Raw genomic sequence first — 27000 nt, forward strand, 5'->3', positions numbered from 1 at the left:
ATGTCCAAGCCGGACGACAAGGTCGTAGAAGCACTTCGCGCGTCGCTGAAGGAGGCCGGGCGCCTCAAGCAGCTCAACCAGCAGCTCATCGCGAAGTCCCGGGAGCCCATCGCGATCGTCGGGATGGCCTGCCGCTACCCGGGCGGCGTCTCGACCCCGCAGCAGCTGTGGGACCTCGTCGCGGCCGAGGGAGACGCCATCGGCGGGTTCCCGGCCGACCGCGGCTGGGACCTGGAGGGGCTGCGGGCCGGCGGCGGTGACGAGGCCGGCACGTCGCACACGAACCAGGGCGGCTTCCTGTACGACGCCGCCGACTTCGACGCCGGCTTCTTCGGCATCAGCCCGCGCGAGGCCCTGGCCATGGACCCGCAGCAGCGGCTGCTGCTGGAGACGGCGTGGGAGGCGTTCGAGGCGGCCGGGATCGCACCCGGCTCCGTCAACGGCCACCAGACCGGCGTCTTCGTCGGCACCGCCGCCACCGGCTACGGCCTCGGCGCCGACGGCGACATCGACGGCGTCGACGAGGGCTACATCATGACCGGCAGCGCGACGAGCGTCGTGTCCGGCCGCGTCGCCTACACCCTCGGTCTTGAGGGCCCCGCGGTCACCATCGACACCGCCTGCTCGTCCTCGCTCGTCGCGCTGCACCTCGCCGTCCAGGCGCTGCGGCAGGGCGAGTTCGACCTGGCCCTCGCCGGCGGCGTCACCATCATGTCCACGCCCGGCCCGTTCGTGGGCTTCTCGCGGCAGAACGGCCTGGCCCGCGACGGCCGGTGCCGCTCGTTCGCGGGGTCCGCCGACGGCACGGGCTGGGCCGAGGGCGTCGGCCTCCTGCTCGTCGAGCGCCTCTCCGACGCGCAGCGGCTCGGGCACCCCGTCCTCGCCGTCGTGCGGGGCAGCGCGATCAACCAGGACGGCGCCTCCAACGGCCTCACCGCCCCGAACGGCCCCGCCCAGCAGCGCGTCATCCGCCAGGCCCTCGCCAACGCCGGGCTGAGCGCCGCCGACGTCGACGTCGTCGAGGCGCACGGCACCGGCACCCGCCTCGGCGACCCGATCGAGGCCCAGGCGCTGCTGGCCACCTACGGCCAGGACCGCGAGCAGCCGCTCTGGCTCGGCTCGATCAAGTCGAACATCGGCCACACCCAGGCCGCCGCCGGGGTCGCCGGCATCATCAAGATGGTCATGGCGATGCGCCACGGCGTCCTGCCCCGCACCCTGCACGTGGACGAGCCCACCTCGCACGTCGACTGGGCCGCCGGCGCCGTCTCCCTGCTCACCGAGGGCCGCGACTGGCCCGCACTCGACCGCCCCCGCCGCGCCGCCGTCTCCTCGTTCGGGGTGAGCGGCACCAACGCGCACACGATCCTCGAGCAGGCCCCGGCCGTCCCGGCCGCGGAGCCGCCCGCCGAGACCCTCGCCCTGCCCGCCGTGCCGGTGATCCTGTCCGGGCGCGGCGAGCGGGGGCTCGCCGGCCAGGCGGCGAAGTGGGCGAGCTGGCTGCGCGACGACACGACCGCGCCCCTCGCCGACCTCGGCTGGTCCTCGGTGGTGTCGCGCTCGCCCCTGGAGCACCGCGCCGTGGTGCTCGCCGCGGACCGCGACCGGCTCCTCGCCGGCCTGTCCGACCTGACCGACGCGGTCGTCGGCGTCGCGGCCCCGCAGCGCCGGGTCGGCGTGCTGTTCTCGGGCCAGGGCGCCCAGCGGGCCGGCATGGGTTCCACGCTCGACTTCCCGGTGTTCAACCGGGTCTACGCCGAGGTGCGCTCCCACTTCGGTGCGCTGCCGGACGAGCGGATCGACGACACGGAGATCACGCAGCCGGCGTTGTTCGCGATCGAAGTCGCCCTGTACGAGCAGTTGAAGGCCTGGGGTCTGCAGCCTTCGGTCGTTGGTGGGCACTCCATCGGTGAGCTGGTCGCGGCGTATGTGGCCGGGGTGTGGTCGCTCGAAGATGCGTGCAAGGTGGTCGCGGCGCGGGCGAGGTTGATGCAGGCGTTGCCGCCGGGTGGCGGGATGCTGGCGGTCGGCGCTGCGGTTGAGGACGTGCCCGAGGGCGTCTCCGTTGCCGCGATCAATGGGCCGAACGCGTGGGTGTTGTCGGGTCCGGCCGAATTGCTTCCTGAATTCCCGGGTGTTCGGACGAGTCGGCTGCGGGTGTCGCATGCGTTCCACAGCGCGCTGATGGAGCCGATGCTGGAGGAGTTCCGGGCGGTCCTCGAGACCGTCGCCTTCAACCCGCCGCAGATTCCGATCGTCTCCAACGTGACCGGTGGGCTTATCGCCGAGTTCGATGCCGACTACTGGGTGCGGCATGTGCGGGGCACGGTGTTGTTCGCGGACAATGTGGCTGCCATGCGCGCCGAGGGTGTCGACACCTTCGTGGAGGTCGGGCCGGACGCGATTCTGGTGCCGCATCTGCCGGCCGAGGACGCCGTGGTCGTCGGCACGTTGCGGCGGAACCGGGACGAGCCGGAGACGCTGCTGCGGGCCGTCGCCGAGCTGTTCGTGGCCGGCGTGGACGTCGACTGGCGGGCCCTGTTCGGCGACGGGCGGCGGGTCGTCCCGCTGCCCACCTACGCCTTCCAGCGCGAGCGCTACTGGCCCTCGACCGTCGCCGCGCCCTCCGAGGCCGAAGACGCCTCGTTCTGGGCCGCCGTCGACCGCTCCGACGTCGGCGAGCTCGTCGCGCAGCTCGGCGAGCACACCCGCGCCTCGTGGGACGTGCTGCTGCCGGCGCTGAGCTCCTGGCGGCAGACCCGCGTCCGGAGCCGGACCATCGACTCCTGGACCTACCGCGTCGAGTGGGCCGCCCGCGGCGCCGCGGCGACGGGCGCGGCCGTGCCCGAGGGCAGCCGGTGGCTGCTCGTGGCCGGGGACGACGCCGACCTGGCGGACCGCGTCGAGGCCGAGCTGACCCGGCGGGGCATGCTGGTCGACCGGGAGCCCGGCGGCGACTACGCGCGGATCGTGTGTGTGGCCCCGTCGGCCGCGGACGTGGCCGCCCTCGTCAACGAGCGGCCCGAGACCCCGACGTGGATCGTCACGCGGCGCGCCGTGGCCGTCGGTGACGGTGATCCGGCCGTGGACGTCGACGCCGCCGCCGTCTGGGGGCTCGGGCGGGCGATCGCGCTCGAGCGGCCGGGGGCGTGGGGCGGCCTGCTCGACCTCCCGACGGAGCCGAACGAACGCGGATGGACCGCCGCCGGCGACGCGCTCACCGGGGACGGGCACGAGGACCAGGTCGCGATCCGCGACTCCGGGACGTTCCACCGGCGGCTGGTGCGGGCCGCCGCGGGCAGCCGGCCCGAGTGGCGGCCGGCCGGCACGGTGCTCATCACCGGCGGCACCGGGGCCCTCGGCGCCCGGGTGGCGCGGTGGGCGGCCAGCAACGGCGCCGCCCACGTGGTGCTCACCAGCCGGCGCGGCGAGGCGGCCCCGGGCGCCGCCGAGCTGCGCGACGAGCTCGCGGCGCTCGGCGCGGGCGTCTCGATCGTCGCGTGCGACATCAGCCGCCGCGACGACGTGGTCCGGCTCCTCGCCGGGCTGGCCGACCGGCCGATGCTCACCGCCGTCGTGCACGCCGCCGGCGTGAGCCACATCAAGCCCCTCGCCGACCTCGAACCGGGCGAGCTGGCCGAGGTCATGGCCGCGAAGGTCGACGGTGCCCGGTGGCTCGACGAGCTGCTCGGCGACGCCCCGCTGGACGCGTTCGTCCTCTTCGGCTCGATCGCGGGCACGTGGGGCAGCGGGGGCCAGGCCGCGTACAGCGCGGCGAACGCGGCCCTCGACGGGCTCGCCGCGAGCCGCCGGGCGCGCGGCCTGCGGGCGACGTGCGTCTCCTGGGGGCCGTGGGCCGACGGCGGCATGGCGACCGCCGAGGCCCAGGAGCACCTGGGCCGCCGCGGCCTGGCCGCCATGGACCCGGACCTCGCCGTGGCCGCGCTCGCCCGGGCCGTCGGCCGGGACGCCACCGCCGTGACCGTCGCCGACGTGCGCTGGGCCCAGTTCGCGCCCGCGTTCGTGTCCGCGCGGCCCCGCCCGCTCATCGAGGACATCGACGACGTCCGGGCCGCCCTGGCCACGGCCGGGGAACCGGCCGGGGCCGGCTCGGCGGAGCTGCGCCAGCGCCTGCTCGGCGTCGACCGGGCGGCACAGGACCGCCTGCTCACCGACCTCGTCCGGGACCACGCCGCCGCCGTCCTCGGGCACGCCGGCGCCGAGGCGGTCGAGGCGGGCCGGGCCTTCAAGGAGCTCGGCTTCGACTCGCTCACCGCGATCGACCTGCGCAACCGGCTCAACGCGGCGACGAAGCTCAGCCTGCCGACCACGCTCGTCTTCGACCACCCGAACCCGGTCGCGCTCGCCGCACACCTCCGCGAGCGGCTGCTCGGCGAGGCGTCGGACCTGCGGCTCCGGCCGGTCGCCGCGGCGCGCCCCGAGGACGAGCGCATCGCGATCGTCGGCATGAGCTGCCGGTACCCCGGAAACGTCACGAACCCCGACGAGCTCTGGGACCTCGTGCTGGCCGGCGGCGACGGCATCGTGGACTTCCCGGACGACCGGGCCTGGAACCTGGAGCGGCTCGACGGCGACGACGAGTACGCGCGCAAGGGCGGCTTCGTCCACGACGCGACCGACTTCGACGCCGCCTTCTTCGGCATCAGCCCGCGCGAGGCCCTGGCCATGGACCCGCAGCAGCGGCTCCTGCTGGAGGCGTCCTGGGAGGTCTTCGAGTCGGCCGGCCTCGACCCGACCGCGTCGCGCGGCAACCCCGTCGGCGTCTTCATCGGCGTCTCCCCGTCCGGCTACGGCGCGCCCGGAACCGGCGCCGGAACCGAGGGCTACCAGCTCACCGGCACCGCCACCAGCGTCGTGTCCGGGCGGGTGGCATACACGTTCGGCTTCGAAGGCCCGGCCGTCACCGTCGACACCGCCTGCTCGTCCTCGCTGGTCGCGCTGCACCTGGCCGCCCAGTCGCTGCGGCAGGGGGAGTGCGACCTGGCCGTCGCCGGTGGTGTGACGGTGATGGCGACGCCGGGCGCGTTCGTGGAGTTCTCGCGGCAGCGGGGCCTCGCCTCCGACGGGCGCTGCAAGTCCTTCGCCGGGGCCGCGGACGGCACCGGCTGGTCGGAGGGCGTCGGCGTGCTGCTCGTGGAGCGGCTGTCGGACGCGCGGCGGCTCGGCCACCGGGTGCTCGCGGTGGTCGCCGGCTCCGCGGTCAACCAGGACGGCGCCAGCAACGGGCTCACGGCCCCGAACGGCCCGTCGCAGCAGCGGGTCATCCGCCAGGCCCTCGCCACCGCGGGCCTGAACCCGTCCGACGTGGACGCGGTCGAGGCGCACGGCACCGGCACCCGCCTCGGCGACCCGATCGAGGCCCAGGCGCTGCTGGCCACCTACGGCCAGGACCGCGAACAGCCGCTCTGGCTCGGCTCGATCAAGTCGAACATCGGCCACACCCAGGCCGCCGCGGGCGCGGCGGGTGTGATCAAGATGGTCCTCGCGATGCGGCACGGCGTGCTGCCGCGGACCCTCCACGTGGACGAGCCGACCCCGCACGTCGACTGGTCGGCCGGGGCCGTGTCCCTGCTCACCGAGGCCCGGTCGTGGCCGTCCGTGGACCGTCCCCGGCGAGCGGCGGTGTCGTCGTTCGGCATCAGCGGCACGAACGCCCACGTGATCCTGGAGTCGGTCGAGGAGCCGCCTGTCGAGCCGGTCGAATCCTCTTCGCTGGTGCCGTTGGTGGTGTCGGCGCGTTCGGCGCAGGCGGCTCGTGCGTATGCCGAGCGTCTGATCCCGGGGGCGGACACGGCTCGTTCGCTGCTGTCCCGCGCTCGGTTCGATCACCGGCTGGTGGTGCTGCCGGGTGAGACGGTGGCGGGTGTTGCCACGGCGCGCCGTGTTGGTGTGCTGTTCTCGGGTCAGGGCGCGCAGCGGGCGGGGATGGGTGCGGGTCTGGACTTCCCGGTGTTCAACCGGGTCTATGCCGAGGTGCGCGGGCACTTCGGTGAGCTGCCGGACGAGCGGATCGACGACACGGAGATCACCCAGCCGGCGCTGTTCGCGATCGAAGTCGCCCTCTACGAGCAGTTGCAGGCCTGGGGCTTGCGGCCCGCTGTCGTTGGTGGGCATTCGATCGGCGAGCTGGTCGCGGCGTATGTGGCCGGTGTGTGGTCGCTGGAAGATGCGTGCAAGGTGGTCGCGGCCCGGGCGAGGTTGATGCAGGCCCTGCCGCCGGGTGGCGGGATGCTGGCGGTCGGCGCTGCGGTCGAGGACGTGCCTGAGGGCGTGTCGGTGGCTGCGATCAACGGGCCGAACGCGTGGGTCCTGTCCGGTCCCGCGGAGTTGTTGCCCGAGTTCCCCGGGGCGCGGACGAGTCGGCTGCGGGTGTCGCATGCGTTCCACAGCGCGTTGATGGAGCCGATGCTGGACGAGTTCCGCGCGGTCCTCGACACCGTCACCTTCAACCCGCCGCAGATTCCGATCGTCTCCAACGTGACCGGTGGGTTGATCGCGGAGTTCGACGCGGAGTATTGGGTGCGGCACGTTCGTGGGACGGTGTTGTTCGCGGACAATGTGGCCGCGATGCGTGCCGAGGGTGTCGACACCTTCGTGGAGGTCGGGCCGGACGCGATTCTCGTGCCGCATCTGCCGGCCGATGACGCCGTGGTGGTTGGTACGTTGCGGCGGAACCGGGACGAGCCGGAGACGCTGCTGCGGGCCGTCGCCGAGCTGTTCGTCGCCGGGGTCGACATCGACTGGAGCACCACGTTCACCGGCGGACGGGTCGTCGGGCTGCCGACCTATGCGTTCCAGCGGGAGCGGTACTGGGTCGACGCCCCCGCCGTCGGCGACGTCTCCGGGGCCGGGCTCGGCGTCATCGGCCACCCGCTGCTCGGCGCGGTCGTGCGCGTGGCCGGCGACGGCGGCGTGGTCGTCACCGGGCGGCTCTCGCTCGGCGCGCAGCCCTGGCTCGCCGACCACGTCGTCGGCGGGGCCGTGGTCGTGCCCGGCACCGCGCTGGTCGAGATGGTGGTGCGGGCCGGTGACGAGGTCGGCGCGCTCGTGCTCGACGAGCTGTCGCTGGTGGCCCCGCTCGTCGTGCCGCCCCACGGCGGCGTGACGGTGCAGATCCACGTGGGCTCCTCCGTCGCCGTGTACTCCCGCCTGGACGACGGCGACGAGTGGACCCTGCACGCCGAGGGCGCCCTCGGCACCGCCGACCGGCCCGGCGACTCCTTCGCCTGGCCGCCGGCCGACGCCGACGAGCTGCCCGTCGCCGACTGGTACGCCCGCTCGCCCATCGCCTACGGCCCCGTCTTCCAGGGCCTGCGGCGGGTCTGGCGCGACGACGACGGCGACGTGTTCGCCGAGGTCGCGCTGGAGGGCAAGACCGCCGACACCGCGGGGGCGTTCGGTCTGCACCCCGCACTGCTCGACGCGGCACTGCAGGCGATCGGGTTCGCGGACCGCGGCGAGGACGTCGGCGGCGCCTGGCTGCCCTTCGTCTTCGGCGGCGTGCGGATCCACGCCACCGGCGCCACGGCCCTGCGCGTGCGGGTCCACGGCGACACCACCGCCGGCTTCCGCATCGCCGCCGTCGACGAGTCCGGCCAGCCCGTCGTGTCGATCGACCGCGTCGTGCTGCGCGAGTTCACCGCCGGCACCGCCCCCGGGCGCTCCTCCCTCTACGAGGTGGGCTGGCAGCCCCGTCAGGTCGCTGCGGCGGACCTGCCCGACGACGTCACCGTCTGGGCGGTGCCCGCGCTGGGCGACGGCGACGTCCCCGGGGCGGTCGAGGCGCTCGTCGCCGAGGCGCTGTCGGTGGCGAGCCGGGTCCTCGGTGAGTCCGGGCGCCTGGTCGCGGTGGCGCAGCCCGGCGACCTGGGCGCGGCGGCGGTGCAAGGGCTCCTGCGCGTGGCGGCGGCCGAGCACCCGGGCCGCATCGTGCTCGTCGACGGCGACGCCGCGCCCGAGCTGCTGGGCGGCGTGGTCGCGGCCGGCCTCGGCGAGGTCCGGGTTCGCGACGGTGCGGTGCTGGTGCCGGGTCTGGTGCGCGCCTCGTCGCCGTCCGGCGCCGTTGACCTGACCGGTGGCACGGTGCTGGTCACCGGCGGGCTCGGTGCCCTGGGCCGGGTCGTGGCGCGCTGGCTCGTGGACGTGTGCGGCGCGGGTGAGGTGGTGCTCGTCGGGCGGCGCGGCGGGGAGGTCCCCGGCGCCCGGGTCGTGGCCTGCGACGTCACCGACCGCAGCGCGGTCTTCGAGCTGGTGGCCGGCATCCCCGACCTGGTCGGGGTCGTGCACGCGGCCGGCGTCCTCGCCGACGGCGTGTTCACGGGCCTGACGCCGCAGCGGGTGAACCCGGTGCTGGCGCCGAAGGTCGCGGGCGCGTGGTGGCTGCACGAGGCGACCCTCGACCGGCCGCTGCGGATGTTCGTGACGTTCTCCTCGATCGCCGGCATCGTCGGCAACCCGGGCCAGGCCGCGTACGCCGCGGGCAACACGTTCCTCGACGGGCTCGCCGCGCACCGCGCCGCGCTCGGACTCCCCGCGCTGTCGATCGCGTGGGGCCTGTGGGACCTCGGCATGGGCAGCGAGCTCGCCCGGACCGGCGTCATGGCGCTCGACACCCAGACCGGCCTGGGCCTGCTCGGCGAGGCGCTGCGCGGGCACGACGGCCTGCGGGTCGCGGCCCGGTTCGACGTCGCCGCGCTGCGCGACCTCGTCGGCGTTCCCGAGGTGCTGCGGCCGATCGTCGGGCGGGTCGCCCGGCGGGCGGTGACCGCCGCCGCGGCCGGCGGATGGGCGGCCCGGCTCGCGGGCCTCTCCCGCGACCAGGCCCGCGAGGCGGTCGTCGACCTCGTCCGCGGGCTGGTCGGCGTCGTGCTCGGCTACGCCGGCCCCGAACAGGTCGTCCTCGACCGGGCGTTCCGGGACGTCGGGTTCGACTCCCTCGCCGCGGTCGACCTGCGCAACCGGCTGACGTCGGCCACGGGCCTGCCGCTGCCGGCTACCGTCGTCTTCGACTACCCGAACCCGTTGCTGCTGGCCGGGTACATCTTCGACCAGGTCGCCGGCGCCGAGCCCGCCCACGACCGGCCCATCCGCGTCCGGAGCCGCACCGGCGACGACCCGGTCGTCATCGTCGGCATGGCCTGCCGCTACCCCGGCGGCATCCTCGACCCCGACGGCCTGTGGGACCTGGTCCGCACCGGCGGCGACGGCATCGGCCAGTTCCCCGCCGACCGCGGCTGGGACCTCGACGGGCTGCGCAGCGGGGCGAGCTCGACCCAGCAGGGCGGCTTCCTCTACGACGCGGCCCTGTTCGACCCGGAGTTCTTCGGCATCAGCCCGCGCGAGGCCCTCGCCATGGACCCGCAGCAGCGGCTGCTGCTCGAAACCTCGTGGGAGGCGTTCGAGTCGGCGGGCCTGGAACCGGCCACCCTGCGCGGCTCCCGCACCGGCGTCTTCGCCGGCGTCATGTACCACGACTACGCCTCCCGCCCCCTGGACGTCCCCTCCGGCGTCGAGGGATACATCGGCACCGGCAACTCCGGCAGCATCCTCTCCGGCCGGGTGGCGTACACGTTCGGCTTCGAAGGCCCGGCGGTCACCGTCGACACGGCGTGCTCGTCGTCGCTGGTGGCGCTGCACCTCGCCGCGCAGGCGCTGCGGCAGGGCGAGTGCGACCTGGCGCTCGCCGGTGGTGTGACCGTCATGGCGACGCCGGGCACGTTCGTGGACTTCACGCGGCAGCAGGGGCTCGCCTCGGACGGGCGGTGCAAGTCGTTCGCGGGCGCCGCGGACGGCACGGGCTGGTCCGAGGGCGTCGGCGTCCTCCTCGTCGAGCGACTGTCGGATGCCCAGCGCCTCGGCCACCCGATCCTCGCCGTCGTGCGGGGAAGCGCCGTCAACCAGGACGGCGCGTCGAACGGGCTGACGGCCCCGAACGGCCCCTCGCAGCAGCGGGTCATCCGCCAGGCCCTCGCCGGCGCCGGGCTGAACCCGTCCGACGTGGACCTGGTCGAGGCCCACGGCACCGGCACGACCCTCGGCGACCCGATCGAGGCCCAGGCCCTCCTGGCCACCTACGGCCAGAACCGCGACCGGCCGCTGTGGCTCGGCTCCATCAAGTCGAACATCGGCCACACCCAGGCCGCCGCGGGCGCCGCCGGCATCATCAAGACCATCATGGCCATGCGGCACGGCCTCATGCCGCGGACGCTGCACGTGGACGAACCCACCCCGCACGTCGACTGGACCGCCGGCGCGGTGTCCCTGCTCACCGAGGCACACGCCTGGCCGGCCGGCGACCGTCCCCGCCGCGCGGCCGTGTCGTCGTTCGGGATCAGCGGCACCAACGCCCACATCGTCCTCGAGGCCCCACCGCAGCCGGCGCCGTCCGAGGACGCCGACGAGCTGCCGATCGTGCCATTCGTCCTGTCCGCCCGCACCCCCGAGTCCGTCCGGTCCGCGGCCGCCCGGCTGTCGGCCTTCGTCGACGCGCACCCCGAGCTGCGCCCGTCCGACGTCGGCTACTCGCTGGTCGCCTCCAGGTCTCGCTTCGAGCACCGCATGGTCCTGCTGCCCGGCGAGCCGGTGACGGGCACCGCCGCGCCTCGCCGGGTCGGGGTCCTGTTCTCGGGCCAGGGCGCCCAGCGGGCGGGCATGGGTGCGGGGCTGCGTGATTTCCCGGTGTTCCAGCGGGTGTACGCCGAGGTGTGTGCGCACTTCGGTGAGCTGCCGGACGAGCGGATCGACGAAACCGAGATCACGCAGCCGGCGCTGTTCGCCATCGAGGTGGCCCTGTACGAGCAGTTGCGGGCGTGGGGTCTGCAGCCTTCGGTGGTCGGTGGTCACTCGATCGGCGAGCTGGTCGCGGCCTACGTGGCCGGAGTCTGGTCACTGGAAGATGCGTGCAAGGTGGTGGCGGCCCGGGCTCGGCTGATGCAGGCCCTGCCGCCGGGTGGCGGGATGCTCGCGGTCGGCGCTCCGGTCGAGGCCGTGCCCGAGGGTGTCTCGGTCGCCGCGATCAACGGGCCGAACGCGTGGGTACTATCCGGTCCCGCCGAACTGCTGCCCGATTTCCCGGGGGTGCGGACGAGTCGGCTGCGGGTGTCGCATGCGTTCCACAGCGCGTTGATGGAGCCGATGCTGGAGGAGTTCCGCGCGGTCCTCGACACCGTCACCTTCAACCCGCCGCAGATCCCCATCGCCTCCAACGTCACCGGCGGCCTCATCACCGAGTTCGACGCCGACTACTGGGTCCGGCACGTCCGCGGCACGGTGCTGTTCGCGGACAATGTGGCCGCGATGCGCGCCGAGGGTGTCGACACGTTCGTCGAGGTCGGGCCCGACGCCATCCTCGCCCCGCACCTGCACGCAGACGACGCCGTCGTCGCAGCCCTGCGGCGCAACCGCGACGAGCCGGAGTCGCTGCTGCGGGCCGCGGCCCAGCTCTTCGTGGCCGGCGTCGACATCGACTGGCGCGCCGTGTTCGGCCCCGGCCGCCGGGTCGTCCCGCTGCCCACGTACGCGTTCCAGCACGAGCGGTACTGGCTCGCATCCGCCGACCTGATCGGCGACGTCTCCGGCGTCGGGCTGTCCGCGACCGGCCACCCCCTGCTCGGCGCGGTCGTCTCCATGGCGGGCGACGGCGGCGTCCTGCTCACCGGCCGGCTGTCGCTCGCGGCCCAGCCCTGGCTCGCCGACCACGTGGTCGGGGGCGCGGTCGTCGTCCCGGGCACCGCGCTGGCCGAGATGGTGGTGCGGGCCGGCGACGAGGTCGGCGCGGCCGCCCTGGAGGAGCTGACCCTCCTCGCGCCGCTGGTCCTGCCGCCGACCGGCGGCGTCACCGTGCAGATCCACGTCGGCTCCCACGTCACCGTCTACGCCCGCCAGGACGACGACACCGACTGGACGCGCCACGCCGAGGGCACCTTCGGCGACGCGACCATGTCCGCCCCGATGCCCGCCCCGACGTTCGCCTGGCCGCCGACCGGCGCCACGGAGGTGCCCCTCGACGACTGGTACGCCCGCTCGCCCATCGCCTACGGCCCCGCGTTCCAGGGCCTGCGCCGCCTCTGGCGCGGCGAGCACGAGGTGTACGCCGAGGTCGCCGTCGACGGCCTCGCCACCGACGCGTTCGCGGTCCACCCGGCCCTGCTCGACGCCGCCCTGCACCCGATCGGCCTGCTTGACCCCGCGGCCGGGCTGCCGTTCGTGTTCGGTGGCGTCCGCGTCCACGCGACCGGCGCCACGGCCCTGCGCGTGCGGGTCCGCGGCGACGCCGCCACCGGCTTCGAGGTCGCCGCCGTCGACGAGTCCGGCGAGCCGGTCGTGTCCATCGACCGCGTCGTGCTGCGCGAGCTCACGGCCGGCCCCTCCGCCGGCCGGCCCCTGTACGAGCTGGGCTGGCAGCCCCGCCACGTCACCCCGGCACCCCTGCCCGCGGAGGTCACGGTCTGGGCGCTGCCGCCGATCGGCGACGCGTCCGTTCCCGGGGCCGTGGACGCGTTGGTCGGCGAGGCGTTGTCGGTCGCGGGGCGGGTGCTGGGCGAGTCGGGTCGGCTGGTTGTCGTGGCGGAGCCGGATGATCTGGGTGCGGCGGCGGTGTGGGGTCTGCTGCGGGTCGCGGCGGCGGAGCACCCGGGCCAGGTTGTGCTGGTGGACGGGGACGCGTCGCCGGAGTTGCTGGGTGGTGTGGTCGCGGCCGGGATCGGTGAGGTTCGGGTTCGCGGTGGTGTGGTGCTGGTGCCGGGTCTGGTGCGGTCTGCGTCGCCGTCCGGTGCCGTGGACCTCGCGGGCGGCACGGTGCTGGTTACGGGTGGGTTGGGTGCGCTGGGCCGGGTCGTGGCCCGCTGGCTGGTGGACGTGTGTGGTGCGGGTGAGGTGGTGCTGGTCGGGCGGCGTGGTGGTGAGGTGCCCGGGGCTCGGGTGGTGGCGTGTGATGTGACCGATCGGGGTGCGGTTTTCGAGTTGGTGGCGGGCCTTCCGGACCTGGTCGGTGTCGTGCATGCGGCGGGGGTGCTGGATGACGGGGTGTTCACGGGGTTGACGCCGGAGCGGGTGAGCCGGGTGCTGGCGCCGAAGGTGGCCGGGGCGTGGTGGCTGCACGAGGCGACCCTCGACCGGAACCTCGAGCTGTTCGTGCTGTTCTCCTCGATCGCGGGCATCGTGGGCAACCCGGGCCAGGCCGCGTACGCCGCGGGCAACACGTTCCTCGACGGGCTCGCCGCCCATCGGCGCGCGCTCGGGCTCCCCGCGGTCTCGATCGCGTGGGGGCTCTGGGACCTCGGCATGGGCGCCGATCTCGCGCGGTCCAAGGGCGCCGCCCTGGACGCCGAGACGGGGCTCGGGATGCTCGGCGCGGCCCTGCGCTCAACTGCGGAGTTGGTGGTCGCGGCGCGGTTCGACATGGCGGCGCTGCGGGATCTGGTCGTGGTGCCGGATGTGTTGCGGCCGCTGGTCGGGCGTTCGGCGCGGCGGGCGGTGTCGGCGGGTGTGGGTGGTGGTTTCGCGGCCCGGCTGGCGGGGATGTCGCGGGACGAGGCTCGTGCGGTGGTCGTGGGGCTGGTCCGGGGGCATGTCGGGGCGGTGCTGGGGTATGCGGGTCCGGAGCAGGTGGTGCTGGACCGGGCGTTCCGGGATGTCGGGTTCGATTCTTTGGCCGCGATCGACCTGCGCAACCGGCTCATGTCGGCCACGGGTCTGCAGCTGCCGGCGACGGTGGTGTTCGACTACCCGAACCCGCTGCTGCTGGCCGCGTTCGTGTTCGACCAGATCGCCGGGGGCGATTTGGACGAGACGGTGGCCCTTCGCCGAGCCGTCGACGGCGACCCGGTCGTCATCGTCGGCATGGCCTGCCGCTACCCGGGCGGCGTCGAGAACCCGGCCGGCCTGTGGGATCTGCTGCACGCGGGCGGGGACGGCATCGGCGCGTTCCCCGCCGACCGCGGCTGGGACCTCGACGGGCTGCGCAGCGGGGCGAGCTCGACCCAGCAGGGCGGCTTCCTCTACGACGCGGCCCTGTTCGACCCGGAGTTCTTCGGCATCAGCCCGCGCGAGGCCCTGGCCATGGACCCGCAGCAGCGGCTGCTGCTCGAGACCTCGTGGGAGGCGTTCGAGTCCGCCGGGCTGAACCCGGTCGAGCTGCGCGGCTCCCGCACCGGCGTGTTCGCGGGCGTGATGTACCACGACTACGCCTCGCGGCCCATGGACATTCCCTCCGGCGTCGAGGGGTACCTGGGCACCGGCAACTCCGGCAGCGTGGCGTCCGGCCGGGTGGCGTACACCTTCGGCTTCGAAGGTCCCGCCGTCACCGTCGACACCGCGTGCTCGTCGTCGCTGGTCGCCCTGCACCTGGCGGCGCAGGCGCTGCGGCAGGGGGAGTGCGATCTGGCCCTGGCCGGTGGTGTGACGGTGATGGCGACGCCGGGCACGTTCGTGGACTTCACGCGGCAGCAGGGGCTCGCGTCGGACGGGCGGTGCAAGTCGTTCGCGGGGGCGGCGGACGGCACGGGCTGGTCCGAGGGTGTCGGCGTGCTCCTCGTCGAGCGACTGTCGGACGCGAAGCGCCTCGGCCACCCGATCCTGGCGGTCGTGCGGGGCTCCGCCGTGAACCAGGACGGCGCGTCGAACGGTCTGACGGCTCCGAACGGTCCCTCGCAGCAGCGGGTGATCCGGCAGGCCTTGGCCGGCGCGGGGCTGAACCCGTCGGACGTGGACGCGGTCGAGGCGCACGGCACGGGCACCCGGCTCGGCGATCCGATCGAGGCCCAGGCCGTCCTCGCGACCTACGGGCAGGACCGCGACCGGCCGCTGTGGCTCGGCTCGGTCAAGTCGAACATCGGCCACACGCAGGCCGCGGCGGGCGTCGCGGGTGTGATCAAGATGGTCCTCGCCATGCGCCACGGCGAGCTGCCCCGGACCCTGCACGTGGACGAGCCGACCCCGCACGTCGACTGGTCGGCCGGGGCCGTGTCGCTGCTGACCGAGCCGCAGGCGTGGCCGGTCAACGGGCACCCCCGCCGGGCGGCCGTGTCGTCGTTCGGCATCAGCGGCACGAATGCCCACGTGATCCTGGAGGCGGTCGAGCAGCCGGCCCCGGAGCCGGTGGAGTCGTCCGCGCTGGTGCCGCTGGTGGTGTCGGCGCGTTCGGCGCAGGCGGCTCGTGCCTATGCCGATCGTCTGATCCCGGGGGCGGACACCGGTCGTTCGCTGCTGTCCCGCGCCCGGTTCGATCACCGCATGGTGCTGTTGCCGGGCGAACCGGTGGTCGGTGTCGCCACGGCCCGCCGGGTCGGCGTGGTGTTCTCGGGCCAGGGCGCCCAGCGGGCCGGGATGGGCGCCGGTCTGGACTTCCCGGTGTTCAACCGGGTGTACGCCGAGGTGCGGTCCCATTTCGGTGCGCTGCCGGACGAGCGGATCGACGACACGGAGGTCACGCAGCCGGCGTTGTTCGCGATCGAAGTCGCGTTGTATGAGCAGTTGAAGGCCTGGGGTCTGCGGCCATCGGTCGTCGGCGGTCACTCGATCGGCGAGCTGGTCGCGGCCTATGTGGCCGGTGTGTGGTCGCTTGAGGACGCCTGCAAGGTGGTGGCGGCGCGGGCTCGGTTGATGCAGGCGTTGCCGCCGGGTGGCGGGATGCTCGCGGTCGGCGCTGCGGTTGAGGACGTGCCCGAGGGCGTTTCGGTGGCTGCGATCAACGGGCCGAACGCGTGGGTGTTGTCGGGTCCGGCCGAGCTGCTGCCGGAGTTCCCTGGTGTCCGGACGAGTCGGCTGCGGGTGTCGCATGCGTTCCACAGCGCGTTGATGGAGCCGATGCTGGAGGAGTTCCGCGCGGTCCTCGACACGGTCACGTTCCATGCGCCGCAGATTCCGATCGTCTCCAACGTGACCGGTGGGCTGATCACGGAGTTCGACGCCGACTACTGGGTGCGGCACGTGCGGGGCACGGTGTTGTTCGCCGACAATGTGGCCGCGATGCGCGCCGAGGGTGTCGACACGTTCGTCGAGGTCGGGCCCGACGCCATCCTCGCGCCGCACCTGCACGGGGACGATGCCGTGGTCGTCGCGTCGCTGCGGCGGAACCGCGACGAGTCCGAGACGCTGCTGCGGGCCGTCGCCGAGCTGTTCGTCGCCGGGGTCGACATCGACTGGAGCACCACCTTCACCGGCGGCCGCGTCGTCGAGCTGCCGACCTACGCCTTCCAGCGGCGGCGCTACTGGCTGGAGAACGCGGCCGTCGGCGACCTCTCCGGCGCCGGGCTCGGCGTGGCCGGGCACCCGCTGCTCGCCGCCATCGTCCGCGCGCCCGGCGACGACCACGTGATCGTGACCGGCCGCCTGTCGCTCGCCACCCACCCCTGGCTCGCCGACCACACCGTCGGCGGCGCCGTCGTCCTGCCCGGCGCCGCGCTGGTCGAGATGGTGGTGCGGGCCGGGGACGAGGTCGGCGCGGCCGTCCTCGACGAGCTGACGCTCCTCGCGCCGCTGGTCCTGCCGCCGACCGGCGGGGTCACGGTGCAGATCCACGTGGCCGAGACCGTCACGGTGTACTCCCGCCAGGACGACGGCGACGAGTGGACCCGCCACGCCGAGGGCACCCTCGGCGGCTCGGAACACCCGGGCGCTTCCTTCGCCTGGCCGCCCGCCGACGCGACCGAGATCGCGGGCGGGGACTGGTACGAGCCCGGCACGGTCACTTACGGACCCGTCTTCCAGGGGCTCCGGCGGGCGTGGCGCGGCGCGGTCGGCGAGATCTACGCCGAGATCGCCCTGCACGGCCCGGCGGCGGACGCGGCCGGCTCCTACGGGATCCATCCCGCCCTGCTGGACGCGGCCCTGCACCCGATCGGGTTCCTCGACCCCGCCGCCGGGCTGCCGTTCGTCTTCGGCGGCGTCCGGGTGCACGCGTCGGGGGCCGCGCTCCTGCGGGTCCGGGTCCGCGGCGACGCCGAGACCGGCTTCGAGATCGCCGGCATCGACGAGTCCGGGCGGCCCGTCGTCTCCATCGACCGGGTGGTGCTGCGCGAGCTCGCGGCCGGCGGCTCCGCGCGGCGCCCGCTGTACGAGCTGGACTGGCAGCCGCGCCAGGTCACCCCGGCGCCGCTGCCGCAGGACGTCACCGTCTGGCGGGTGCCGACGACGGACGGTACCGTCCCCGACGCGGTGCCGGCGCTGGTCGGCGAGGCGCTGTCGGTCGCGGGCCGGGTGCTGGCCGAGCCGGGCCGCCTGGTCGTCGTCGCGGAGCCGGATGACCTCGGCGCGGCCGCCGTGTGGGGTCTGCTGCGCGTGGCGGCCGCGGAGCACCCGGGGCAGATCGTCCTCGTCCGCGGCGACGCGTCGCCGGAGCTGCTCGGTGGCGTGGTCGCGGCCGGCATCGCCGAGGCCACGGTCCGCGACGGCGCGGTGCTCGTGCCGGGCCTCGTGCGGTCCTCGACGCCGTCCGGTGCCGTGGACCTCGCCGGCGGCACGGTGCTGGTCACGGGCGGCCTGGGTGCGCTGGGCCGGGTCGTGGCCCGCTGGCTGGTGGACGTGTGCGGCGTCGCCGAGGTGGTGCTCGTCGGCCGGCGCGGCGGCGAGGTGCCCGGCGCCCGGGTCGTCGCCTGCGATGTCACGGATCGGGATGCGGTACGGGAACTGGTCGCCGGAATCCCGGACCTCGTCGGTGTCGTGCACGCCGCCGGCGTCCTGGACGACGGGGTGTTCACGGGCCTGACCCCCGAGCGGCTCAACCGGGTGCTCGCCCCGAAGGTCGCGGGCGCGTGGTGGCTGCACGAGGCGACCCTCGACCGTCCGCTGCGCATGTTCGTGCTGTTCTCCTCCCTCGCCGGCATCGTGGGCAACCCCGGCCAGGCCGCGTACGCCGCGGGCAACACGTTCCTCGACGGGCTCGCCGCCCACCGGCGCGCGCTCGGGCTCCCCGCGCAGTCGATCGCCTGGGGGCAGTGGGACCTCGGCATGGGCGCCGACCTCGCACGCTCCAAGGCGTCCGCCCTGGACGTCGACTCCGGCCTCGAACTGCTCGGCGCGGCCCTGCGCTCAACCGCGGAGTTGGTGGTCGCGGCGCGGTTCGACATGGCGGCGCTGCGGGATCTGGTCGTGGTGCCGGATGTGTTGCGGCCGCTGGTCGGGCGTTCGGCGCGGCGGGCGGTGTCGGCGGGTGTGGGTGGTGGTTTCGCGGCCCGGCTGGCGGGGATGTCGCGGGACGAGGCTCGTGCGGTGGTCGTGGGGCTGGTCCGGGGGCATGTGGGGGCGGTGCTGGGGTATGCGGGTCCGGAGCAGGTGGTGCTGGACCGGGCGTTCCGGGATGTCGGGTTCGATTCTTTGGCCGCGATCGACCTGCGCAACCGGCTGATGACCGCGACTGGGCTCCAGCTGCCGGCGACGGTGGTGTTCGACTACCCGAACCCGCTGCTGCTGGCCGGGTTCGTGTTCGACCAGATCGCCGGGGCCGAGGCCGGGCCCGTCGCCGCCATCCGGACGAAGGTGGACGACGACCCGATCGTGATCATCGGCATGGCCTGCCGCTACCCGGGCGGCGTCCAGGACCCCGAGGGCCTCTGGAACCTGCTGCGCACCGGCGGCGACGGCATCGGCGCGTTCCCGGCCGACCGTGGCTGGGACCTGGAGTTCCTGCGCGACGGTGGCAGCTCCACGGGTCGCGGCGGCTTCCTCTACGACGCGGCCCTGTTCGACGCCGAGTTCTTCGGCATCAGCCCGCGCGAGGCGCTCGCCATGGATCCGCAGCAGCGGCTGCTGCTCGAGACCTCGTGGGAGGTCTTCGAGTCCGCCGGGCTCGACCCGGCCGGCCTGCGCGGCTCCCGCACCGGGGTGTTCGCGGGCGTGATGTACCACGACTACGTCAACCAGCTCGTCGACGCCCAGTCCAGCGTCGAGGGGTACCTGGGCACCGGCAACTCCGGCAGCGTGGTGTCCGGCCGGGTGGCGTACACCTTCGGCTTCGAAGGTCCCGCCGTCACCGTCGACACCGCGTGCTCGTCCTCGCTGGTCGCCCTGCACCTGGCCGCGCAGGCGCTGCGCCAGGGGGAGTGCGACCTCGCCCTCGCCGGCGGCGTGACGGTCATGGCCACGCCCGGCGCGTTCGTGGAGTTCACGAAGCAGCGCGGGCTGTCCGAGGACGGGCGCTGCAAGTCGTTCGCGGGCGCCGCGGACGGCACGGGCTGGTCCGAGGGCGTCGGCGTGCTGCTGGTGGAGCGTCTGTCGGACGCGCGGCGCAACGGGCACCCGGTCCTCGCCGTCGTGCGGGGGAGCGCGGTCAACCAGGACGGCGCGTCGAACGGGCTGACGGCCCCGAACGGCCCCTCGCAGCAGCGGGTCATCCGCCAGGCCCTCGCCGGCGCCGGCCTCAAGCCGTCCGACGTGGACGCGGTCGAGGCGCACGGCACCGGCACCACGCTCGGCGACCCGATCGAGGCCCAGGCCCTCCTGGCCACCTACGGCCAGGACCGCGAAAAGCCGCTCTGGCTCGGCTCCATCAAGTCGAACATCGGCCACACCCAGGCCGCCGCCGGTGCCGCGGGCATCATCAAGATGATCCTCGCCATGCGCCACGGCGAGCTGCCGCGGACCCTCCACGTGGACGAACCCACCCCGCACGTCGACTGGTCGGCCGGGGCCGTGTCCCTGCTCACCGAGCCCCAGCCGTGGCAGCGCAACGGCCACCCGCGCCGCGCCGGTATCTCCTCGTTCGGGATCAGCGGCACCAACGCCCACGTGATCCTGGAAGCGTTCGAGGAGCCCGCACCCGAGCCGGTCGAGTCCTCCTCCCTGGTGCCGCTCGTCGTGTCGGCGCGCTCGGCGGAGGCGGCTCGGGCGTATGCCGAGCGTCTGACCCCGGGGGCGGACACGGGTCGTTCGTTGTTGTCCCGGGCCCGGTTCGACCACCGCATGGTGCTGCTGCCGAGTGAGACGGTGGCGGGTGTCGCCACGGCCCGCCGGGTCGGGGTGCTGTTCTCGGGTCAGGGCGCGCAGCGGGCGGGGATGGGTGCCGGTCTGGACTTCCCGGTGTTCAACCGGGTCCATGCCGAGGTTCGCTCCCACTTCGGCGACCTCCCGGACGAGCGGATCGACGAAACCGAGATCACCCAGCCGGCGCTGTTCGCCATCGAGGTGGCCCTGTACGAGCAGTTGCAGGCGTGGGGTCTGCGTCCGTCGGTGGTCGGCGGGCATTCGATCGGTGAGCTGGTCGCGGCCTACGTGGCCGGGGTGTGGTCCCTGGAAGATGCGTGCAGGGTGGTGGCGGCCCGGGCTCGGTTGATGCAGGCGTTGCCGCCGGGTGGCGGGATGCTCGCGGTCGGGGCTCCGGTCGAGAACGTGCCTGAGGGCGTCTCGATTGCCGCGATCAATGGGCCGAACGCGTGGGTGCTGTCCGGTCCTGCCGAGCTGCTGCCGGAGTTCCCGGGGGTGCGGACGAGCCGGCTGCGGGTGTCGCATGCGTTCCACAGCGCGTTGATGGAGCCGATGCTGGCCGAGTTCCGCGCGGTCCTCGACACGGTCACGTTCCATCCGCCGCAGATTCCGATCGTCTCGAACGTGACCGGTGGGCTGATCACGGAGTTCGACGCGGACTATTGGGTTCGGCATGTGCGTGGGACGGTGTTGTTCGCCGACAATGTGGCCGCGATGCGCGCCGAAGGGGTCGACACCTTCGTCGAGGTCGGGCCCGACGCCATCCTCGCCCCGCACCTGCACGGACAGGACGCCGTCGTGGTGACCTCGCTGCGGCGCAACCGCGACGAGCCCGAGACGCTGCTGCGGGCCGTCGCCGAGCTGTTCGTCGCCGGGGTCGACATCGACTGGAGCACCACCTTCACCGGCGGGCGGCTCGTCGGACTGCCGAACTACGCCTTCCAGCGGCAACGGTTCTGGCCCGAGCCCGCCCCGAAGCCCGTCGCCGTCGAGGACGCCTCCTTCTGGTCCGCCGTCGACCGCGCCGACATCGGCGAGCTCGTCGCGCAGCTCGGCGAGCACACCCGGGCCTCGCTCGACACGCTCGTGCCCGCGCTCTCCTCCTGGCGGCACGCCCGCGGCCGGGGCAAGACCCTGGACTCGTGGTCCTACCGCGTCGAGTGGACGCCGCGGCCCACCCCGCCGTCCGCCACCCTGAGCGGCCGCTGGCTGGTGGTCGAGCCGTCGCCGGGCCACGGTGACGCGATCGCCGGCGCCCTCGCCGCGCAGGGGGCCGACGTGACGCGCCTGGTCCTCGGCCCGGCGGTCGACCTCGGCGCGGAGCCCCTCGCCGGTGTCGTGTGCCTCCTCGGCCTCGACGGCGTCCTCACCCTGATCCAGGCCCTGCACCGGGCCGGCCTCCAGGCGCCGGTGTGGTGCGTGACCGAGCAGGCCGTCGCCACCGGCCCCGACGACCACGCCGTGGACCCCGAGGCGGCGGCCGTCTGGGGGCTCGGCCGCGCCGTCGGCCTGGAGCACCCGGCGCTGTGGGGCGGCCTCATCGACGTGCGGCCCGACCTCGACGAGCGGGCGGCGGCACTCGTGGGCGCCGCGATCGCCGCCGACCGGCGCGCCGGCCAGATCGCCGTGCGGCCCTCCGGACTCCTCGAGCCGCGCCTCGTCCCGGCCCCGATCACCGCCGGACCGGTCGTCCGCGAGCACTGGCGGCCCAGCGGCACGGTCCTCATCACCGGCGGAACCGGCGGCCTGGGCGCCCGGGTCGCCCGCTGGGCCGCCGAGCACGGCGCGGAGCACCTCGTGCTGACCAGCCGCCGCGGCGAGCACGCCCCCGGCGCCGCCGAGCTGCGCGACGAGCTCACGGCCCTGGGCGCCGCCGTCACCTTCGCCGCCTGTGACATCAGCCGGCGCGACGCCGTCGCCGACCTGCTCGCCGGGCTCGCCGACCGGCCGCCCCTGTCCGTCGTCGTCCACGCCGCCGGCGTCAGCCACGCCGAGGCGCTGCTCGACACCGACGCCGAGGCCGTCCGCGCGGCCATGGCCGCCAAGGCCGCCGGCGCCGCCCACCTGGACGAGCTGCTCGGCGACACCCCCCTGGACGCGTTCATCCTCTTCGGCTCGATCGCCGGCGTCTGGGGCGGCGCCGGGCAGGCCGCCTACAGCGCCGCCAACGCCTACCTCGACGCGCTCGCCCAGCACCGGCGCCACCGTGGCCTGGCCGGCACCTGCATCGCGTGGGGCCCCTGGGCCGACGAGGGCATGGCCGACGCCGAGACCCGCCAGCACCTGGCCCGCCGCGGCCTGACCGCCATGCACCCGGACACCGCCGTCGCCGCCCTCGGCCACGCCATCGAGCACGACCTCACCAACGTGACCGTCGTCGACGCCGACTGGCGCGTGCTCGCCGGGGTCTTCCGCTCGGTCGGCGCCGGCGGCCTGTTCGACGTGGTGGCGCCGGTCGAGGCGCCGGTGTCGTCGGCGGTGGTGGTGCGGCGGTCGCGGGACGAGTTGGTGGGTGTGGTCCGGCGTGAGGTCGCGGCGGTGCTGGGGCATGCCGGGGTGGATGGGGTGGGGGTTCGGCGGCCGTTCCGGGAGTTGGGGTTCGATTCGCTGGCCGCGGTGGAGCTGCGGGACCGGTTGGCGCGGTTGTGCGGGGTGGAGCTGTCCTCGACGGTCGTGTTCGACCACCCGTCGGTCGCGGAGCTGGCCGACTTCCTCGCCGGCGACGCCGACGACACCGTCCGGGTGCGCGCCCAGGCCGAGACGGACGGCGACCCGATCGTCATCGTCGGCATGGGCTGCCGCTTCCCGGGCGGCGTCAACACCGCCGACGACCTGTGGAACCTCGTCGACACCGGCCGCGACGCCATGGGCGGGTTCCCCGTCGACCGCGGCTGGGAGTCGCTGGGCGGCGACTTCGCCCGGGTCGGCGGATTCCTCGACGGCGCGACCGGCTTCGATGCCGGGTTCTTCGGCATCTCGCCGCGCGAGGCCCTGGCTTTGGATCCGCAGCAGCGGTTGCTGCTGGAGGTCTGCTGGGAGGTGTTCGAGGGCGCCGGGGTGCCGGTGGACGGGCTCAAGGGTTCGCTGACCGGTGTGTTCATGGGGACGAACGGCCAGGACTACGGGACGCTGCTGCTGGGTGCCGGGGCCGAGGTCGGTGGCTATCAGGCGACGGGGAACTCGGCGTCGGTGGTGTCGGGGCGGCTGGCGTACTGGTTCGGGCTGCAGGGCCCGGCGGTCACGGTGGACACCGCGTGTTCGTCGTCGCTGGTGGGGCTGCACCTGGCGGCGCAGGCGCTGCGGACCGGGGAGTGCGACCTGGCTCTGGCCGGTGGTGTGACGGTGATGTCGACGCCGGGGGCGTTCCTGGAGTTCGATGCGCAGGGCGGCCTCGCCGGCGACGGGCGCTGCAAGTCCTTCGGCGCGGGCGCGGACGGCACCGGCTGGGGCGAGGGCGTCGGCGTCCTGCTCGTGGAACGCCTGTCGGACGCGCGGCGCAACGGGCACCCGATCCTCGCGGTGGTGGCCGGCTCCGCGGTCAACCAGGACGGCGCCTCGAACGGTCTGACGGCCCCGAACGGCCCGGCGCAGCAGCGGGTCATCCGCCAGGCGCTCGCCAACGCCGGCCTCGAACCGCACGACATCGACGCCGTCGAGGCCCACGGCACCGGCACGAGGCTCGGTGACCCGATCGAGGCTCAGGCGCTGATCGCCACCTACGGCCGGGACCGTGGGGAGCCGTTGTGGATCGGGTCGGTGAAGTCGAACATCGGCCACACCCAGGCCGCGGCCGGTGTCGCCGGGGTCATCAAGATGGTGAAGGCTCTGGAGCACGGCGTGCTGCCCAAGACGCTCCACGCCGACGAGCCGACCCCGCACGTGGACTGGTCGGCCGGGGCGGTGTCGGTGCTGCGGGAGTCGCGGGCGTGGCCGGAGCACGGTCGCCCGCGCCGCGCCGCGGTGTCGTCGTTCGGCATCTCGGGCACCAACGCGCACACCATCCTGGAGGCGCCCCCGGCCCCGGCCGTGGCCGAGGTGCCGGCTCCGACGGGCGGAACCGTCGAGGGCGTGTGGCTGGTCTCGGCGCCGGACGCCGCCGGGCTGAAGGCCCGGGCCGCGCAGCTCGCCGACTGGGCCGAGACCTCCGGTGCCGACCCGGCCTGGGAGCTGGCGGTCCACCGTTCGCACCTGGGTGCCCGGGCGGCGGTCACGGGCCGCGACCGGGCCGAGCTCGTGACCGGGCTGCGATCGATCGAGGGGACCAGATCCGGCGAGCGCGCCGGGCTGGTCTGGATGTTCTCGGGCCAGGGGGCGCAGCGGGCCGGGATGGGCCGCGAGCTGTATGAGGCGTTCCCGGTGTTCGCCGAGGTGGTCGATCGTGCGTGTGCGCTGTTGCCGGAGGGCTTGCTGTCGGTGATGTTCGCCGATGGTGAGCGGTTGACGCAGACGGTGTTCACGCAGGCGGCGCTGTTCGTGGTCGAGATCGCGACGGCGGAGTTGCTGCGGTCGTGGGGTGTCCCGGTCGCGTGGATGATGGGGCACTCGGTCGGCGAGATCGCGGCGGCGTATGTGGCCGGGGTACTGTCCCTCGAAGACGCGTGCCGGCTGGTGTCGGCGCGTGGGCGGCTCATGCAGGCGCTGCCCGCCGGTGGGGCGATGCTCGCGGTCGGTGGGCATCCTGATTCGCTGCCGGAGGGGGTGTCGGTAGCGGCGGTGAACGGGCCGGAGTCGATCGTGCTGTCCGGGCCGGCCGAGGTGATCGACGCCTTGGAGCTGCCGTTCCGGACCAAGCGGCTGACGGTCTCGCACGCGTTCCACTCGGCGCTGATGGACCCGATGCTCGACGAGTTCGCCGATGTCCTGCGGACCATCACCTTCCAGCCTCCGCGAATTCCGATCGTGTCCACGGTGACCGGCGAGCTGATCACGGAGTTCGACGCCGAGTACTGGGTGCGGCACGCCCGGGACACGGTGCGGTTCGCCGACGCGGTCACGTTCGTGCGGGGGCAGGGGGCGGACACGTTCCTGGAGATCGGGCCGGACGCGGTGCTGACCCCGATGCTCGACGCCGACGAGGTCGTCGCCGTCCCGGTCATGCGGGCCGGGTCGACCATCGCCGAGGCACTGGGGCGCCTGCACGCGCACGGCGTCGCGATGCCGTGGGAGCGGATCCTCAAGCCGGGCGAGCGGCTGCCGGAGCTGCCCACGTACCCGTTCCAGCACCAGCGGTTCTGGCCCACCGTCAAGCCCGTCGGCGCCGACGACGGTCTCTGGCAGCTGCTGCAGGGCCTCGACGCCGACCAGCCGCTCCGGGAGGTCCTGCCCGCGCTGGACCGGATGCGCAGCCGCGAACAGACGAGGCAGTGGCGCTACGACATCACCTGGCCGGTCGTGCACGAGGTCGAGCACGCCGACGCCACCGGGCACCGCTGGCTGCTCGTGCACACCGCGGCCACCACCGACACGGCCGAGCAGGTCGCCAAGGGCCTGCGGGAGCACGGCGCCGCGGCCGAGACCACGACCGACCTCGAAGCCGCGCTCGGTGACTTCGAGCCGACCGCCGTCGTCTCCCTCCTCGCGCTCGACACCGCGACCCACCCCGACTACCCCAACCTGACCCGGGGCCTCGCCGCCAACCTCGAACTCCTCCAGCGGCCCGTCGCCGTCTGGCTCTGCACCCGGCAGGCCGTCCAGACCGGCCCCGGCGACCGGGCACCCGACGCCGACCAGGCCACCACCTGGGGCCTCGGTCACGTCGCCGCCGTCGAACAGCCGCACCGCTACCGCGGCCTCATCGACCTGCCCGGCGAGCTCGATGCCGAGGCCATCGCCCGGCTCGCCCGGACCCTCACCTCGGACCGGGAGCACACCGCGATCCGGCCCGGCACCGTCCACACGCGACGGTTGACCCGCACCGCCGAGACCACGGCGACGGGCACGTACGAGCCGCGCGACACCACCCTCGTCACCGGCGCCACCGGTGCCCTCGCCGAGCAGACCACCCGCTGGCTCACCGACCGGGGAGCCCGGGTCGTCGGCATCGAGGACGCCGCCGAGCCGATCACGGCCGCGTTCCACATCGCCGGGCGCGCCCCCGCCACCCCGCTCGCCGAGCTCACCGTCGCGGCCCTCGCCGCCGGGGTCCAGGCGGCCACCGGCCCCATCGACCAGCTCCGCAAGGCCGTCGCCGGCCGGCCGCTGCAGACCCTCGCCCTGTTCACCTCGATGGCGGGGATCTGGGGCGCCGGCGAAGGGGCCGCCCAGGCGGTCGCCGACGCCTACCTGGGGGCCGTGGCCGAGCGCGCCGCGGCCGACGGCACCGCGGCCACGGCGATCGCCTGGGACACCTGGGACGGCTCGCGGCTGCCCGCGCTCGGCGACGTCCTCGCCCAGGGCGGCGCGCGGGCGATCGTGGCCGACATCCACTGGGACCGGATCGTGGCGAACGTCGGGCCCTGGGCGCTGATCGACGACCTGCCGGAGGTCCAGCAGCTGCGGCGGGCCGCGGCCGAGGCCGACGCGGCCGTGCGCGACGACGTGGCCAACCGGCTGCGGGAGCGCCTCACCCCGCTGCCCGTCGCCGAGCAGGACGCGCACCTCGTCCAGCTCGTCATCGGCCGGGCCGCCGCCGTGCTGGGGCACCAGGGCGACGGCGACTTCACCGCGACCCGGGCGTTCCGCGAGGCCGGGTTCGACTCGATGACCGCCGTCGAGCTGCGCAACCGGCTGCGCGCCGACACCGGGGTCGAGCTCGGCGCGAGCGTCGTGTTCGACTACCCGACGCCGCTCGCGCTCGCCCAGCACCTGCGGGGCCTGCTCATCGCCGGTCCGGAGGCGGTGACCGAGCCGGTCCTGACCGCGCTGGAGCGGGTCGAGGCCGTCTTCGCCGGTGGCGCCGCCGACCCGCTGACGAAGCAGAAACTGCTCGTACAAATGCAGGCCTTTATTTCGAAATGGAGCGACACGCGCGCTGTTTCGGAAACGAACAATGAGCCGGAGCAATTGCAGAATGCGACCGACGACGAGTTGTTCGACTTCATCAACCGCCAGCTCGGGCGCTGA

General features: G+C 74.5%; 1 protein-coding gene. It reads left to right on the forward strand.

The window, feature by feature from the left end; genetic code table 11:
* On the forward strand, window positions 1–27000 hold the full coding sequence (locus ACQP2P_RS22430) for a type I polyketide synthase (RefSeq protein WP_433619211.1): 27000 nt from the start codon (window positions 1–3) through the stop codon (window positions 26998–27000).

This window comes from Dactylosporangium sp. CA-139114, from assembly GCF_050955725.1.
Classification (GTDB): Bacteria; Actinomycetota; Actinomycetes; order Mycobacteriales; family Micromonosporaceae; genus Dactylosporangium.